Here is a 16,882-nt window from a genome sequence, read left to right as displayed (position 1 = left end):
GCCTCTTTTGCGCTCGCCCCGCCGAGATAGCCGCGCACGGTGGCATTTGATCCGGTATAGGTGCTGAAAAGCGTTCCATTGGACCAGACGTCGCCTTTCGCATGCACGTCCACCTGCGTGCCGGCGCCGGACACGGTCATGCTGGTGGAGAAGGTACGGGCCGCAAAATCAAGGTCAAGTCGCGGATCCAGAACCGCTGCGGCAACCGGTGCCTGGCCTGCCTGGCGGATATAAACCTCGCTGTTGGTCAGCCCGAACGCGGCATGCCCCTCTTTCGGAAGGACAAATTCCGAATCCTTGACGCGACTGATAAAGAAGGAGCCCACGTTCATACTGGTCTCATAAGTGCCGTTGCGCAGTTTTGCCAGGGCCTCGGAGTCGGCGGGAAGCTGTGCAACTGCCTGCCAGCGACCCCAAAGGACCTCGGGCGGTTTCGGCACGACGACCGGCTCGGGAGCGGGAACGACGACCACTGGCGGCTGCGGCGGAATTGCGGGAGGCACCGGTGCCGGGGGAAGCATGGCACCGGACAGGATGTCCTTGCTCTTTTGCGGCTCGAGGCTGATGTCGGTGCCGGTGTGCGACGCGTCTGCCGACTTGGCAACCGGCTCGTCCTTGCGCGGCGGCGCGGTCAGGTCAGGCGACAGGGTGTTATTACGCAACAGTTGCGGCGCAGCCTGTCCTTTTTGGACTTGCAGGAGCTGGCCGGTCTGCTCCGCGAACAATTCGCGGCTGCTGCTTCCCTCGCAGGGGCCGGCCCCTTCCGGGCCGCAACCTGCCGAAAAACCGCTGACGACGACGGCGCCGGAAATGACGGCAATGCGCGAGGTTTGCTGGTCGGTGAATACGGTGAAGTCGGTTCCCCGCACGCCAATGGCGGCGACCGGGGTATTGAAGCGGAAATTCTGGCGGGCCTTCTTGACGCCCTGCCCCGAAATGGCGCGGGCAACGCCGCTGAGCAGCTCGAACTTGACGCGGGTATTGGCCGGATTCTGCGCATCGATATGGTAGGCAACGACCTTGGCGCGGGTTGCGGGGCGCAGGATCAGGAAACCATTGTCGACGGTCTTTACATAGACGTAACCGTCTGCACCGGTAGTGAGTTCATCCCCTTCCTGGACCGCATCGCCCAAGGCGATGGCGCGGCTGGCGATCTGCGCGTGTCCAGTCACGAAAACGATACGGCCCGCCTCTTCAGCCTGTGCGAGGCCGGCGGCGATGAGCAGAGCAGCAGCAATAGCGAACCGAGTAAACATGGGACTTCTCCTTGTGTGCCATTGTGCTCCGCACGGCAACACTTTCTGTGACAGTGATCACATTTTACGTGCTGAAAGTTTTAATTTGTTGCGTTTTTGGCGGGCCTTTGCTGAAGTATTGTATTTTTGATAATTTTGTCCACGGAAAGCACGGAAGGCACGGAAAGAGATGAGTGGGGAGTTGTTTTATCGGGATGAAGGTTTCCGGATTCGCGGGGCGGTGTTCGAGGTTTACCGGGAGATGGGTTGCGGGTTCCTGGAAGCCGTGTATCAGGAGTGCCTGGGACGGGAGTTTGCTCGGTGCGGGATTCCGTTTGTCGCCCAGCCGGGATTGCAGCTGTCTTATAAAGGGGAGGTCTTGCGGCAAGTGTTTGTTCCGGACTTCATTTGTTATGGGGCGATTATTGTCGAGCTGAAGGCACTGAGCAGCACGAACGGCGAGCATAAAGCGCAGGTGATGAACTACCTGCGGGCGACAGGGATGCGATTGGGCTTGCTGGTCAATTTTGGCAGCTTTCCGAAGGCAACTGTGGAACGGATTGTTCTTTAAAGGCTTTTGTCCACGGAAAACACGGAAATCACGGAAAAAAACCGGGTGCTTCCCGTTTTGGCCGGTGGATTCATCCCTTTGAGGACCGCTCATCTGCCGTTTCCGTGTCTTTCGTGATTTCCGTGGACATTTGTTTTTAAAAGCTTTGTCCACGGAATACACGGAAATCACGGAAAAAAACCGGGTGCTTCCCGTTTTGGCCGGTGGATTCATTCCTTTGAGGACCGCCCATCTGCCGTTTCCGTGCCTTTCGTGATTTCCGTGGATATTTGTTTTTAAAAGCGTTGTCCACGGAAATCACGGAAAGGAGGCGGTATCGTCCGGATCGGTTGGTGGAGCCATCCCTCGAAGGCGGCACTTCCGCCGTTTCCGTGTCTTCCGTGATTTCCGTGGACATTTGTTTTTAAAAGCTTGGTCCACGGAATACACGAAAATCACGGAAAGGACGGTGGCGTATCCTTTTTTGGTTAACCGGTTGATTCCGGCGCGGAAAAGATATTCGACATTTTCCTGTTTTCGGTGGACAACACTACCTCACGCCGGTAGGCAATATCATGGGATAGTCTGTCAGGAAACATGACGCTATACTTGCCGGCTATTAACTAGTAACGTGCGTCTGTGCGAAATCCTCAATCCGAGGGCCGCATCAACTTTTATACGAGCCATCCGCCTATTCTCCATGCGTTTTTCGTCAGTCGCCGTCATGCGGTCGCTTATCGCACTTGTTGCGATCACACTGACGATCTGGTCGGAATGGATGCCCGCGCCGACGGCATCCTACTTCGCGAATGAATGGCTGCGCGATCACTTCATTCGCCTGCACGCATCTTCCCAGCCTGAGTCCCGTCTGGCGCTTGTCGATATCGATGAAAACAGTTTGACGACGATCGGGCCGTGGCCTTGGCCGCGAGAGCGGATCGCCGAGTTGCTGGAAAAGCTGCTTGGCAGCTACAACGTGCGCGGCGTCGCACTGGACATGGTTTTCCCCGAACCTGGTGACGCGGCTGGCGATACACGGCTGGCGATGCTGGCGCAGCATGGGCCGGTGGTGCTGGCGCAGGCATTTGATTACTCCGCGCAGCCGTTGCCGGTACGCGTCGGACAGATCGCCGGTGGATCTCCCGTGGAAGGAAATGTCACCGCTCCAAAGGCGACCGGCTTCATCGGCAACCATGCCGGACTGGCGCAGGCCGGGCATATCGGCAATATCGGCTTTGTTCCTGACGAAGACGGCATGATCCGCCGCTTGCCGGTCCTGACGCTGTTCGAGGGTCGACTCTACCCGACCCTGTCCAAGGCGCTGAGGGATTGCTGCGCAACCAACGATCATTACGGCGTCAATTCCGATCAGCAGCGATTCAAGCGCATTCCGTTTGAGCGTGAGTGGTCGGCTTACACCGTCGTTCCCGCGGCCGCGATACTGAATCAGAGCGCCCCGCCCGCGGTCTTGCAAGGACGGCTCGTGGTGGTCGGCTCGTCTGCGCTCGGTTTGACCGATCGCGTCTCGACGCCGCTGCTGGCCTCGACGCCCGGTATGCTGGTGCACGCTGCAGCGCTCTCCTCCATTCTGGACGAGGAGGCCGGCCTGGCTCCGTCGCCATGGCCGGGACGGTGGATTGCAACGATTTTTACCGTGCTGGTTGCGCTCATGGCAGCGTATACCTTTCCCCGTCTGGCGGCTGTCGCGAACGTGGCCTTGCTGGTGCTTGCATCGTTGCTGTGGCTGGGGCTGGCCTATGTGATCAATCCGCATGATGCGAATTTCTCCACCACGGCACCGCTGGCAGCCAACCTGTTCCTGCTCGCGGTGGCGGTTCCCTTCGACTGGCAACTGGCGCAGCGCAAGTCACGCCAGCTGCTCGGCACGCTGCGCCAATATGTGGCCGATGCAGTGGTTGATGAATTGCTGCGCCGCGACCTGAAGGATCCGCTGACGCCGCAGCGTTTGAATGTGACGACGCTGATCGCGGACATGGAGGGTTACACCGGGCAGGTCGAGTCACTGACCATGGAGGAAGCGGCGCAACTGACGCGCGACTTCCTCGCCTGCCTGACCAAACCCGTGCTGGACAAGCATGGCACGCTGGACAAGTTTACCGGGGACGGACTGGTGGCGTTCTGGGGCGCACCGCTGCCGATTGATGACCACGCCGATCTGGCGCTGGATGCCGCACAGGAAATCGTCGAGGCTGTGCGTCGCTTCAGCCAGGAGCGGCAACGGGAAGGCAAGAAGCCGCTGCGGGTCCGGATCGGGATACAGAGCGGGATTGCGATGGCCGGCGATTTCGGCACGTCCTCGCGCAGTATTTACACCGCGGTGGGCGACAGCGTGAACGTTGCATCGCGCCTGGAACAACTCGCCCGCGAATTCCCGCACGACATCATCGTCGGTCAAGGCACGGCGGAGCGCGCCAAGCGGCATGCTCTGAAGTATCTTGGCGAAAAACTGCTGCGGGGGAAAGAGCACCCGACCAGGCTCTATACGCTGGAGTCGGTCGAATGATGCGTGCCGGCAGGTTTGCCCTGCGCGTCATGCTGCTGTCGCTGGTCTTTGCCGCACCGGCGATGGCCGCCGACGGCCGGGCCGAGGTCCAGCATGGCACTGCATCGGAGGGTGTCGCGCTCAAGCTGGAGACCTCCGTGACGCTGCCGTCCGAGCGCCATGATCCGGTTCCACTGCTGGCCATGACGCAGGAAGATGCGCATGGCATCACGCTCGGCTCCGGCAAGACCTATCTTGCGCAGCAGGACATGTACATGGATGCGCTGCATTCGATCGCCGAGGGACGGCCGGACGAGGCGAGCGACGTGTTGACGCGCATGATCGAGCAGGAGCCGCAACATGCGGGCGCCTGGCTGGATCTGGCGATCATCCAGTGCGAACTGGGGCATGCCGTCGAGGCGGAGCGGCTGTTTCAAATCATCGAGGAGCGATTTTCTCCGCCGCCCGGAATCCGGGAGGTGATCTCGGCCCATCGCGCGAAAGGCTGCAAGGGCTGGGAAGCACGCAGCCAGTGGTCGCTCATGCTGGGCCGCGGAGTCGACAGCAATGTGAACCAGGGCGCAAGCAGCCCGAACTTCAGCATCGGCAGCGGGAGTTCGCGCGTCGATCTTCAATTGCTGCCCGAATTTCTTCCGCAGCATGACCAGTACACCTTGCTGTCCGCCGAATACTCGCGCGACCTGGATAAGAGCGGTAGCGTCGGATTCGTGCAACTCCGCTCGCGCGCAAACGATTCGCTCTCGCGCTACAACACCACATCGCTGCGCTTTGGCGTCGAGCATCCATGGCGGGTGGGCGACTGGGGCTTGCGCACTACCGGCGCCGTCGGCCTTCTGACACTGGGCAACCAGCTTTATCAAAAGCAGGGGCAACTCCAGCTGCGGCTGGCTCCGCCGCTCTCGCTTCCCGAGCATTTTCGCTTCAATTTCCTGACCGGACTGAGTCGTATCCAGTATGCGACATTGGAGAACTACGATTCGAATACGGTGGAAGCCGGCGGAATCCTGATGTATCAGGACAGCAAGACGCGGGTAGAAGCCAGCGCAGGCTATCTCACGGATCGCGGTGCCGCCGCGCGCCTGGGCGGCAATCGGAGCGGCTGGTATGCCGGCATTCAGGGAAATGTCCGTCTTGGCCATGACATGAGCGGCGAACTGGGGTGGTCGCACCAGCACTGGCTGAGCACTTCGCCGTATTCGCCGGGCCTGATCGACCAGATCCGCAGGCAGGATACGCAACTGCTGCGAGCGGCACTCATCGTTCCGATAAAACCACAACACGCGTTGCAAATTGAACTGCGGCAAGTGCGGAATAACGAGAATATTTCGATTTTTCAATATAATAGCCAGCTACTACAGGTGAGTTGGCAATGGCAAAACTTCTAGCAGGCCGACGAAAAACCTCTCGACCCGCTCGCGAAGTTTTTCAACAGCCTGCCTTGAGCGGTGCTCCGGACGCGTGAAATTCAATTCGCGCTTCGACGACTTCACAGGATTTTGCCGGCATGGCAATTTCGCGACTCATCTGAGAACCAGGATTTTTCGGAATTGGCATGGGTTGGGAACTGATACTTTTTTTGTGTGGCGCATTGGCGATCTCGGCCGGATGTCTGGTACCGGCACGCTGGCTACCTCCATTACCGAACGACAAGCTGCTTCACTTTCTGGCCTTCGGCGGGATGGCACTCCTTGTGGAGCGCATGGCGCAAAGCGGTCTTGAGCAGACCACCTGGCTGATCGGGCTGTTCGTCGCCGGCTGGTTGATCGAATGCCTTCAATCCTGGGTGCCGGACCGCAATTTCTGTTGGCGCGACCTGGCGGCCAACACGGCTGGCATACTCTCCGCAGCAATCTTTTTCCAGGTGGCGATCAGAATATGACCCAGAGCAGCTTACAGCCGACGGATACCGATGCGGGCACCGTGCAAGCTGCGCCCGCCCCCGGCGCGGACGGCAAGGCGCAGGACAGGGTGAACATACAGATTCACCTGCGCAAGATCCCCTTGCTTGCCAACCTGACCGATGAGGAAATGGCCAGGGTCAAGGCCGACATTCGCATCCGGCAATATGCGCGCCGCGATATCGTGTTGCAAAAGGGCGGCAATGGCGATTGTCTGCTGTTCCTGCTTTCGGGACAGCTTCAGGTAATTGATATCACCGAGGATGGACGTGCGATCGGCCTGCGCATCCTGGTGCCGGGCGATTTCTTCGGTGAAATCGCCGTGATCAACAATTCAAAGCGCTCGGCCTCGGTCGTTGCGTTGACGCCGGTCCTCGTTGCGCTCCTGCCGGCATCGACAGCCCTGCATCTGTTTTCGCATTCGCCTTCGGTGGCCAACCTGATGCTGCGGCACCTGGCGGAAAAGATCCAGCGCGACTCCGAATTCCGCGCCCTGCTCAGCATCCACAATACCTCGAAGCGCATTTTCACCTTCCTGGCGCTGATGAAGAAAAAAGAAGACGGCAACGTGGAGGTCGTGGACAATCTGCCCACCCACCAGGACATTGCGAACATGATCAATACCAGCCGGGAAACGGTCACGCGCACCATCCTGACGCTGGTGAATCAGGGCATCGTCAAGAAGGATTCGCACCGCTTGATCATCATCAATCCTGACGCTTTGCAAAAATTGGTGCAGAGCTAAAGCATCGCAAGTTCAGTGCGCTATAATCAAGCGTTTTTCATTGGCACAACAATAACAAATGCCGCGACGCGTTGCGTCCGGGATTCCGACGAGAACAGCACGCTGCATTGGGAGTGACGCGGGCTGTGCGGATCCTGATGGCAAGAACATGCTTGCCATCCCTGCGAATATCTCCCAAGCCCACATCCAATGAACGATTTGTTCTACAAAGCTTACGAAGACCGCCATCGTGGTTCGCGCGAACTCATCAAGTCGCGTTTATGTGCATACATTCCGTTTCTCAAGCCTCTCGCCATCCTGTACCAGCCTGCCGCTGCGATCGACATCGGTTGCGGCCGCGGTGAATGGCTCGAACTGCTGGGGGAAACGGGATTCGAAGCGTCTGGCGTCGATCTTGACGAGGGCATGCTGTCCGAATGCCGCGACCGCGGCTTGAGCGCACAATGCGCCAACGGTCTCGAAGTCCTGCGCGCACTGCCGGACAATAGCAAGACTCTGGTATCGGCATTTCATGTCGTCGAGCACGTGACGTTCAACGATATGCGGGCGCTGGTGGAAGAAGGACTGCGCGTCCTGAAGCCCGGTGGCCTGTTGATCCTTGAGACACCGAATGCGGAAAACCTGGCGGTCGGCGCGCACGAATTTTACAAAGATCCCTCGCATACTCGCCCTGTTCCCTGGGAGTTGCTCCAATTTGTGGTCGAACACGCGGGATTTCAGCGCAACATCGTCATGCGCCTGCAGGAACGCCCCGAGCTGCGCAGCGGCTTGAATATCCGCCTGATCAACGTACTCACCGGCGTCAGCCCGGACTATGCAGTTGTCGCTCAAAAAAGCGCCGGCAATAATATTCTGTCCATGTTTGATCACGCGTTCAGCTTTAACTACGGCCTGTCCATGGAGTCGCTGGCGCAGCGCTACGACACGCAGATCGACCGTCGGCTTTCGGATGTCCGCGTCATCGCGGAACAGGCGGAGGCGCGTTCCGCCCTGAGCCTGCAGCAGGCGCAAGGCCATATTGCCCAGCTTGAAGAGCGGCTTTCCCGCCTGGAAGGACAGGTCAATGCCGTCTTCGGCAGCCGGTCGTGGCGAGTTACGGCGCCGTTGCGCTTTGTCTCCAGCAGGTTCTTTCAGCTCCGGTCCGCGGTCCGCGCCCATCCGCTGACGGTCAGTGCCAGACGGAGCGTCAAGAAGGTATTGCGCGCGATTGGACAAGCGGTGCAACGACATCCGCGACTCAGGCAGGCTGCTCTCAAGGTACTTAACCGTGTGCCTGCCCTCAAAGGCCGCCTGCATGGCATCGTGTATGGCGCCGGGGCCGCTGCCGCCGTGATGCAGACACAATCCGAGCCGGAAAATCTGTCAGCGCGCGCGATGCACATATATACAGAATTGAGAAAAATCATGGGCCGGGAAGCAAGCTGATGCGTATCGTCATCGATCTACAAGGCGCGCAGACGGAGAATCGTTTTCGAGGCATAGGCCGATATATTTCCTCTTTTGTTCTCGCCTTGGCGCGGAACGCAGGGGCGCATGAAATATGGCTGGTGTTGAGCGCCGCTTATCCGGAAAGCATTCCCGATATTCGGCATGCCTTTCGCGACCTGGTTCCCGCCGAACGCATCCGGATCTTCAAGGCACCGACGCCGACGGCGGAGATCGATCCTGCCAATGCATGGCGCGCCCAGGCCGCGGAAAAAATCCGCGAGCATTTCATGCGGCAGCTGCAGCCGGACATCGTGCTGGTCTCGAGTCTCTTCGAAGGGCTGTTCGACAATGCGGTGGCCTCGGTTGGCACATTTTCGGGGGGCGAGAATACGGCGGTCATCCTGTATGACCTTATCCCGTTTCGCAATCCGGCCGTCTATCTGCCTACCCCGTCCCATCAGCAGTATTACGGGCGCAAAATCGATTCGCTCAAGCGCGCCGGCTTGCTGCTCGCAATTTCCGATTTCTCGCGCCAGGACGCCATCGATGCGCTGGGACTCGCACCGGACCAGGTGGTGAGCATCTCGGCAGCGATCGATCCTCGCTTCGCCGTGCAGCAGTACAGCCTGCAAGAAGCCGCAGCCTTGCATGCACGTTATGGCATCAAGCGCAAGCCTGTGATGTACGCCCCCGGCGGTTTCGATGCGCGAAAGAATCTGGATGGCTTGATCCAGGCCTATGCCCTGCTTCCAACGGATTTGCGTGGTGACCATCAGCTTGTCATTGCAAGCAAAATCAGTGGCGGCGATCGCGAGAATTTGATGCGTTTGCGCGCGCAGGCAGGGCTGGGCGAGGATGAGCTGGTACTGACTGGATATATCTCCGATGACGATCTGGTCGGGCTTTACAATCTCGCGGCCTTGTTCGTGTTTCCTTCGAAATATGAGGGCTTCGGCTTGCCCGCGCTTGAGGCGATGGCCTGCGGCGCGCCGACCATTGGTTCCAATACCACCAGCGTTCCCGAGGTCATCGGATTGGAGGAGGCAATGTTCGATCCCCTCTCTCCTCGTTCGATGGCAGACAAGATGGAAGCCGTTCTGAGTGACGATGCCCTGCGCACCCGCTTGCGGACACATGGTCTGCAGCAAGCAGGAAGATTCTCCTGGAATGCGAGTGCCAGACGCGCGCTTGCCGCCTTCGAGAACTGGCAGCCGTCCCTGCAGAAGCACGGAGATGACAAGCCCGACCGGCGTGAAAACGCGGATATTCCGGGCCTACTTGCAGCGATCGCGCAAATCGATGCGCCGCAACCGCCATCAGACCAGGATCTCGCCGCCGCAGCCGATGCAATTGCATTCAATACGGCGAGTAGCATCCCGCGCCAACTGCTGCTCGATATTTCCGAATTGGTGGAACGAGATGCAAAATCCGGCATTCAACGCGTCGTGCGCAGCATCTTGCTGGAACTGCTGAAGAATGCGCCGGCGGGCTTCAGCGTGTGCCCGATTTATTTTGATGGCAGCCGATACCGGCAGGCCAGCGCTTTCACGGCCAGGTTCCTGGGAAAACCGGCACCGCCAGGCAAGGACGAGATTGCGGAATTCAATCAGGACGATATCTACCTCGGCCTCGATCTGCATGCACACTTCACGCGCGCATTGCATCCGTTGCATGTGCAGCTGCAAAATCTCGGCGTACACCTGTACTTCGTGGTGTACGACATCCTCCTGGTGCAACGGCCAGACTGGTGGCATCCCGGCACCTCCACCGTTTTTGAGGAATGGTTGCGCAGCATCGCCCAGGTTGCGTCGGGACTGGTCTGTATTTCAGAGGCAGTCGCCGAAGATGTGCGGCAATGGCTGCGGAACAATCATCCGACTCGCCCGGATCTGCCTGCGGTCAGCAGTTTCCACCTGGGGGCAGACGTCGAAAACAGCGTGCCCAGCAAAGGCATGCCGGAGAATGCGGCGGACGTATTGCGCAGCCTGAATGCCAATCCCAGCTTCCTGATGGTCGGCACACTCGAGCCGCGCAAAGGGCATGCGCAGACTCTCGCGGCGTTCGAATTGCTCTGGTCGCGCGGCGTGAACGCCAATCTCGTCATCGTCGGCAAGAACGGCTGGCTGATGGATGCGCTGGTCAAGAAGTTGCACAATCATGCGGAACTGAACAAGCGCCTGTTCTGGCTTGAAGGCATCAGCGACGAATATCTCGAGCAAGTGTATGCTGCCAGCACCTGCCTGATTGCGGCGAGCGAAGGTGAAGGCTTCGGCCTCCCGCTGATCGAGGCGGCGCAACACAAACGCCCCATCATCGCACGCGACATTCCGGTGTTCCGAGAGGTGGCCGGCGAACACGCTTTTTATTTCAACGGACTCGACGCAGATGCGTTGGCCAAGGCGCTCGCAGCGTGGCTTGACCTGAATGCCAAGGGGTTGGTGCCGCAATCGGAAGACATGCCGTGGCTAACCTGGCAGCAAAGCGCCAAGCAGCTACTGGACAGAATTTTGCCGCAAGGCGCTCCTCGATAGGCAGTCACCATGACAAAAACTGCCAATAAAGATGCTTTCGCGCGCCGACTCAAGCGCTTCATTCACAACCTCCTCCATATTAACGGGTTGGCTGAACGGGTCCAGGGTCACGAGCGGCGTCTCGGCTGGCTGGAAACCGTTGCGAACACATCGCAGCAACGGCTGGATGCGCTTGAAGGCATGGCAACCAACCTGCGTCAGCGTATCGAGGCGCTTGAAATCGCCGCAAGCGAATCTCGAGAGAGTGCGCGCAGATTGCAGGAACTCCTCGATGCGCTTGAAGCCATCACGGGCGAAAGGCTCGAGAGACTCGAAACATCCGTCACGCCGAGCATCGAGAAGGTGCTTGTCGAGCAGGTTCATGATCAGTTGCAGGACTTCCAGAAACGCATAGACCAGGAAAAAATCTTCATCTCGCCGCCGCTTCGGCGCCCGCGTCTGGCGTATATTTCTCCACTGCCATCCGAACGGAGCGGCATCAGCGATTACAGCGCCGAACTCCTGCCCGAGCTGGCGCGCTACTACGACATCGAGGTGATCGTTGCGCAACCGAGCGTTTCAGATCACTGGGTAGAGAGCTACTGTCCGGTGCGAAGCGTTGCATGGTTCGAGCAGCATGCATCCGACTATGCACGTGTGCTTTATCAGTTCGGCAACAGCCCATATCACTCCCATATGTTCGATCTGTTGCGGCGGCACCCAGGCGTGGTCGTCCTGCACGACTTCTTCCTGAGCAGTGTCCTGGCGTATGAAGAGAGCACCGGGGCAATGCCTGGCGTGTGGACGCGCGCGCTATACCACTCGCACGGCTACATGGCGGTCAAGGACAGCTTCAGCGCCAAGGGCCTGGAACATGCCCGGAATACCTATCCGAGCAATCTGGAAGTACTGCAGCAAGCGTACGGCGTCATTGTGCACTCCGAGCACGCGCGGCAACTTGCACGCGAGTGGTACGGCGAACATGCGGCCGACAACTGGAAGGTCATTCCGCATTTGCGCGCGCCGGCAGCCGCTATCGACAGATCGGCTGCACGGCACGCACTCGGCATCGCCGAGAGTGATTTCGTCGTGTGCAGTTTTGGTTTTATCGATCCGGTAAAGCAGAGCGATCGCCTTCTCGATGCGTGGCTGGCTTCCGGCCTGCATGATGACCCGCTCTGCCGACTTGTCTTCGTGGGGGCAAACCATCCCGGAGAGTATGGCGAGCGGATCGCGGCGCGCATTCGCAATAGCGTCTGCCAAGATCGCATTCGCATTACCGGTTGGACCGACGACGCGATGTACAAGCAGTTTCTTCAGGCTGCGGATGCCAGCGTCCAGTTGAGAAGCGTGTCACGCGGAGAGACTTCGGGTTCGGTTCTGCATTGCATGAATTACGGATTGCCGACCATCGTCAATGCCAATGGTTCCATGGCTGAGCTGCCGCCGGATGCTGTGTTGAAGCTGCCGGATGCATTCAATGATGCGGAATTGATCGCTGCCATGGAATCATTGAGGCATGACCAAACCAAGCGCGCCGAACTGGGAGCTGCGGCGAAGGAATTCGTCCGGACACGACACAATCCCGGTGTTTGCGCGAAATTGTATGCGGACGCCATCGAGTCCGCCTATGGCGACGCCAGCCGGCATGAACCGTCCGGGGCGGACACGCAGCATCGCCCGGCGCTTCGCCAGTTGCTGGTCGACGTATCGACGATTGCGCGTAACGATCTTCAGACGGGCATTGAGCGTGTCGTCAGAGCACAACTTTCGGCATTGCTGAACAATCCGCCGGCAGGTTTCAGGGTTGAGCCTGTTTACCTCAGTTCCGAAGGGGGAACCTGGCATTACCGCTATGCGCGCAGATATACGACAAAACTGCTGGGCATCGAAACCGCCACGCTCGAGGATGCGCCGGCGAATGTTGTGGCATCCGATGTTTTCTACAGCCCCGATTTTTCTCCGGAAGCGGTGATCGAAGCCGCAGCAGGAGGTGTTTATGCGGACTGGCGTGCGCGCGGCATTGAAGTCAGCTTTCTGATCCACGACATCCTGCCCGTCCTGCGGCCCGAGTTTTTCCCGGAACACGCCGACCAGTTGCACGCGCGCTGGCTCGATGCGATCGCCGAGAACGCGGACCGATTGATATGCATTTCGGACGCGGTTGCCAAGGAAGTGCGTCTATGGCTCAAGCAGCGCGGTCGTGTCGATGTGGGTCGTCTCGACATCGCCGTAATCCATCATGGTGCCGATCTTTCCGCTTCATTTCCCACGAAGGGAATGCCGAAAGATGCCGACCGGGTCCTGCAGCATATGGCGGAGAGGCCGAGCTTCCTGATGGTTGGAACGATCGAGCCTCGCAAGGGCTACCTGCAGGTTCTGATGGCATTCGAGCAGCTCTGGCGCGAAGGCGAACAGATCAATCTAATCATCGTCGGCAAGGAAGGCTGGACAGCACTGCCGGATGGGCAGCGGCGAACCATTCCGGAAATCATAAATCGCCTGCGCCGGCATCCGGAACTGGATCATCGCTTGTTCTGGCTGCAGGATGTCAGCGATGAGTATCTGCAAAAACTTTATGCCGCGAGTACTTGCCTGATCTTCGCAAGCGAAGGTGAAGGCTTCGGCCTGCCGCTGATCGAAGCGGCTCGCCACGGATTGCCGATCGTGGTGCGCGATCTGCCCGTCTTCCGGGAGGTGGCGGGACGACACGCTCATTACTTCGGCGGTCTTGCTGCCGACGATCTTGCCTCAGCCTTGAAGGACTGGCTGCGGTTGCATGCTGCCGGGAAAATTCCGCCATCTTCGGCAATACGCTGGCGTACCTGGGAAGAAAACGTTCATGAACTCGCAGCGGTCCTGGCTCTAACCGATTGAAGAACAATTGATGCTGGCGATGCGGCAAGACATCCAAGCCGCAAGCCATCGCATTCCCCTCGCCGGGCATCGCCCGGCCTCCCCCTCGGCGCCATGCATGTGCCATCAGCACAGTCTTTGATCTGCGTATAAGCCCGCCCCCCTTTGCAGCGCCGAACTGTTGCCAAAAAATCCATGCCCAAGCTTAGAATTCCGTAATCGTCAATGCGGTCTTTGTCTTGCGGCAGAGCTGCGCACAGCATCGTTGATCGACAAAATTTCCCTTCGGACGCACTTTCATTGACCATGCAAATGAATAGCACCTTGATCGATCCCAGGCACGTCATACGGAAATACAGCCTCGCTGAGCTATGCCAATCGGCAGATGATTATTACCAGCGGATAGCCGATCCGCGCCCGCTCATGGGAAAACCGTTTTCATCGATCACGGAAGCGCCGGAATTGCTGATCAGCATGGGGCAATTGCTCTCGGATCTGCAACTGGGCAAGACGATGCGCGTCCTGGAATTTGGCGCCGGAACGTGCTGGTTTTCGCGGTTTCTCAACCAGTTGCAATGCTCCACGATTTCGTGTGACACCTCCGCCACTGCGCTCGGAATCGGGAAAAGATTGTTCCGCGACTACCCGATCGTCGGCGAACACGTGGCGGCGCCCGAGTTCCTGGTCTTCAATGGCAAAACGCTAGACCTGCCGGACAATTCTGTCGATCGCATCATTTGTTTTGACACATTCCACCATGTTCCAAATCAGGAGGATGTCCTCGCGGAATTCTTCCGTGTTCTCAAGGAGGATGGCATTGCCGGATTCAGCGAACCCGGCAGGCATCATTCGCGAAGTCCTCAATCCCAGAATGAAATGGCAAACTTCAAGGTGCTGGAGAACGACATTGATCTCGATAGCATATTCAGGATCGCCAAAAGGACGGGATTCAGGCGCTGCAAGGCCACGATCGAGACCGCGTCCAAGTCAGTCTTTTTCTTGCACAAGGGAAGTTCCAGCTTTGACAGCCGCAGTCATGTCGGCCTGGCCGCTACGCTCAAGGCAGAACGGCAACGTTACATGGCAAGGAAAAATGTCCCTCTCACCATCGATGTCGACATCGTCAATAGCGGCGGTGCAAAGTGGTTATGCAAGAACGTGAATGAGATCGGCGTCGTCAAGCTGGGCGCGCATCTCTACGATGCTGACCACAACCTGCTCGATCTCGATTTTGGACGCAGCGAGCTCATGCGTGATGTGAAGCCGGGCGAAGCCATTGCCCAATCGATTACGCTGAGTTTTCCGTACGGCGGGAAATTCTATCTGGTGCTCGATCTTGTCTCTGAAGCCATCTGCTGGTTCGAAAATGTCGGATCAAAACCGATTCAGGTCGAAGTGACGGTGCAATAGCCAGCGCACGGGTACAGGAACGGACTCGACGACACAGGTGCCCGCCAGCCCTTCCCTATTTTGCCGCGGACCACTGTTTGCTGTTCAGATCCAGTTTGCACAGGCCGGCAACATGATGTCTTTCAGCGTAGGCACGCACGCGCTCATCGTAGTCTTTTCTGGCGGGATATCCGAAATTCCAGTCGGGCGGATTGAACGACGCGATACCGTTAATGGTCGGGATGCGTGCGAATTGGGCGACCAACATCGCCGTCACATTGTGGGCGTATGTGCTTTTTACGACCTCGGGAAATTCATCGCGACCTTGCTCTTCCCAGCCTGAGACGTAAAAGGCGCGGCAGCTTTCCGGCGGCGCATTGGGGAGCGCAATGCGGGCCAATTCTGCTTGCCTGTCCAGGTTCAAATAGGGTTCGTTGATTTCTCCCGCGATCAGCAGCGCTGACAGCAGCAGGAGAAGGGGACGTCCATTGTGCTGCGTCGAGAGATACTTCACGGCGACGACCACGACAGGTAAGGCTAGCAGGATCTGATAGGCCGCGATCACATTCAAGGCTTTCGCACCCGGGAAATATCGATAAACGAGATACCAAGCGCTGAATCCGTCGATGTTCAGGGCAAGCGACCAGGTGACGAGGGTCGCGATCACCAGAGAGTGAAGGACAATGTCCGCCTTTTGTCGTCGGGCTTGCGTGAGGCACCTGACGCATCCGAATACGAACAGCGCAAACAGAACAAGCGAAAATCCGGTGTTGTAATACTCGCCCCGCGGAGAATAGTCGGGCGACACAGCGGAAAGGATGGCGTTATAAAAACGGCCGAACAGAAGATTGTCGGTGCCGACTTGAAGAATATTCTCGACCGGAATGGTATTCGCGAACACGGTCTCGTACAAGCGAACGCCGACCTCCTGGGATTTCGGCAGGAATGCATAGACGAACGGCAGCAATGACAGTCCGGCCACCGCAAGCACGAGAATAACCGAGCTCCATGATGCAAGCAGCCTGTGCCCAAGCGATGCCAGACCGACACGGCCGCCTTTAACAAGCATCACCAGCGCGAAGGCGGAAAACAGGAAAGTAAAAAACCACGCCATGTAAAAGCAGGTCATGCACCATGCGCCGAAAAACACGCCCGCACCCATCCCCGCTCTTCTGAATTTCGGCAAGTCGTCTTCCAGGAACGCCTCAAGTGCGCTCCAGAGAAGCATTGCCATGATCGGCGCAAAAGCCACTGTCGCGAGTTGCAGGCGCTGGCCGTGTATGGTCATGCCGTTGCTCAAGGTGAACAGCATTGCGGCGAGCAGCGCCCAGAAGAATGAAAAGGAAAAGAACTTCCTGCACAAGAAATAGGTGCCGATGAAGCCTGTCGACTTGATGATGGCGCCCGCCGCTTCGCTGGACAAAAAGGGATCAAGACCAAGCAAGCGGAATGGAACGTAGGCAGCACCAACCAGAAAATAGGCGTCGGTATTCGCAATGGTCCGAGTGTACGGATAAAAGTAGCTCACTTGAGACCAGATCGCATCACCTGAGAAAACATGAAGCCAATGCTCAAGGATGGTCGCCATGATGACGGCGTCATATCGGTCGCCAGCCAGGATGCTGAAACCGTTTGACAGCTGATGCCTGTTCAGAATGGCAAGGCAGAATACCAATGCCGCGACGAGCAGTAAAAATCTCTGAAAACGACCTGGACCGGTGAAGAGTCGTGCCTCGGAAAACATATA

At 58.2% G+C, this 16,882-nt stretch carries 11 protein-coding genes; 9 read left to right on the top strand and 2 right to left on the bottom strand.

The genetic code is table 11. The features are described 5' to 3' along the window. On the bottom strand, positions 1–1,256 hold a 1,256-nt coding region (locus tag VJ651_RS08665; protein ID WP_324107066.1), incomplete at its 3' end, for a FecR family protein. 169 nt (positions 1,257–1,425) lie between these two features. Between VJ651_RS08665 and VJ651_RS08660 the strand changes: the two genes are divergently transcribed. The 9 genes from VJ651_RS08660 (at position 1,426) to VJ651_RS08620 (ending at position 15,156) form a co-directional block, all read left to right on the top strand. Beyond that, positions 1,426–1,806, top strand: coding sequence for a GxxExxY protein (locus VJ651_RS08660; RefSeq protein ID WP_324107065.1), 381 nt, complete (start codon positions 1,426–1,428; stop codon positions 1,804–1,806). Between the two features lie 703 nt (positions 1,807–2,509). Next, the gene (locus tag VJ651_RS08655) at positions 2,510–4,309 is read left to right on the top strand and encodes an adenylate/guanylate cyclase domain-containing protein (protein WP_324107064.1); all 1,800 of its coding nucleotides are present in this window, start codon (positions 2,510–2,512) and stop codon (positions 4,307–4,309) included. Continuing rightward, positions 4,306–5,694: a tetratricopeptide repeat protein gene (locus VJ651_RS08650; RefSeq protein WP_324107063.1), complete on the top strand. Its 1,389-nt coding sequence runs from the start codon at positions 4,306–4,308 to the stop codon at positions 5,692–5,694. Before VJ651_RS08655 ends, VJ651_RS08650 begins: the two co-directional genes overlap by 4 nt. A 167-nt stretch (positions 5,695–5,861) precedes the next feature. Next, positions 5,862–6,188: a VanZ family protein gene (locus tag VJ651_RS08645; protein WP_324107062.1), complete on the top strand. Its 327-nt coding sequence runs from the start codon at positions 5,862–5,864 to the stop codon at positions 6,186–6,188. After that, positions 6,185–6,952 carry a Crp/Fnr family transcriptional regulator gene (locus VJ651_RS08640; protein WP_324107061.1) on the top strand — a complete coding sequence of 256 codons (768 nt, stop codon included), beginning with the start codon at positions 6,185–6,187 and terminating at the stop codon, positions 6,950–6,952. The genes VJ651_RS08645 and VJ651_RS08640 overlap by 4 nt, the downstream gene beginning before the upstream one ends. A 189-nt stretch (positions 6,953–7,141) precedes the next feature. Then, positions 7,142–8,377, top strand: a complete 1,236-nt coding sequence (locus VJ651_RS08635) for a class I SAM-dependent methyltransferase (RefSeq protein ID WP_324107060.1) — start codon at positions 7,142–7,144, stop codon at positions 8,375–8,377. Positions 8,378–8,499: 122 nt separating this feature from the next. Then, positions 8,500–10,911: a glycosyltransferase family 1 protein gene (locus tag VJ651_RS08630; RefSeq protein WP_324107059.1), complete on the top strand. Its 2,412-nt coding sequence runs from the start codon at positions 8,500–8,502 to the stop codon at positions 10,909–10,911. 9 nt (positions 10,912–10,920) lie between these two features. Next, on the top strand, positions 10,921–13,767 hold the full coding sequence (locus VJ651_RS08625) for a glycosyltransferase (RefSeq protein WP_324107058.1): 2,847 nt from the start codon (positions 10,921–10,923) through the stop codon (positions 13,765–13,767). A 204-nt stretch (positions 13,768–13,971) separates the two neighbouring features. After that, on the top strand, positions 13,972–15,156 hold the full coding sequence (locus VJ651_RS08620; RefSeq protein ID WP_324107057.1) for a class I SAM-dependent methyltransferase: 1,185 nt from the start codon (positions 13,972–13,974) through the stop codon (positions 15,154–15,156). Positions 15,157–15,211: 55 nt separating this feature from the next. On the opposite strand, the gene VJ651_RS08615 is transcribed toward VJ651_RS08620, so the two are convergent. After that, positions 15,212–16,879: a hypothetical protein gene (locus tag VJ651_RS08615; RefSeq protein WP_324107056.1), complete on the bottom strand. Its 1,668-nt coding sequence runs from the start codon at positions 16,877–16,879 to the stop codon at positions 15,212–15,214. Positions 16,880–16,882: the final 3 nt, after the last annotated feature.

Source organism: Noviherbaspirillum sp., assembly GCF_035254865.1.
Lineage (GTDB): Bacteria > Pseudomonadota > Gammaproteobacteria > Burkholderiales > Burkholderiaceae_D > Noviherbaspirillum.
Note: the sequence above shows the minus strand (reverse complement) of the source record. Positions and strands in the feature narration are given on the sequence as shown.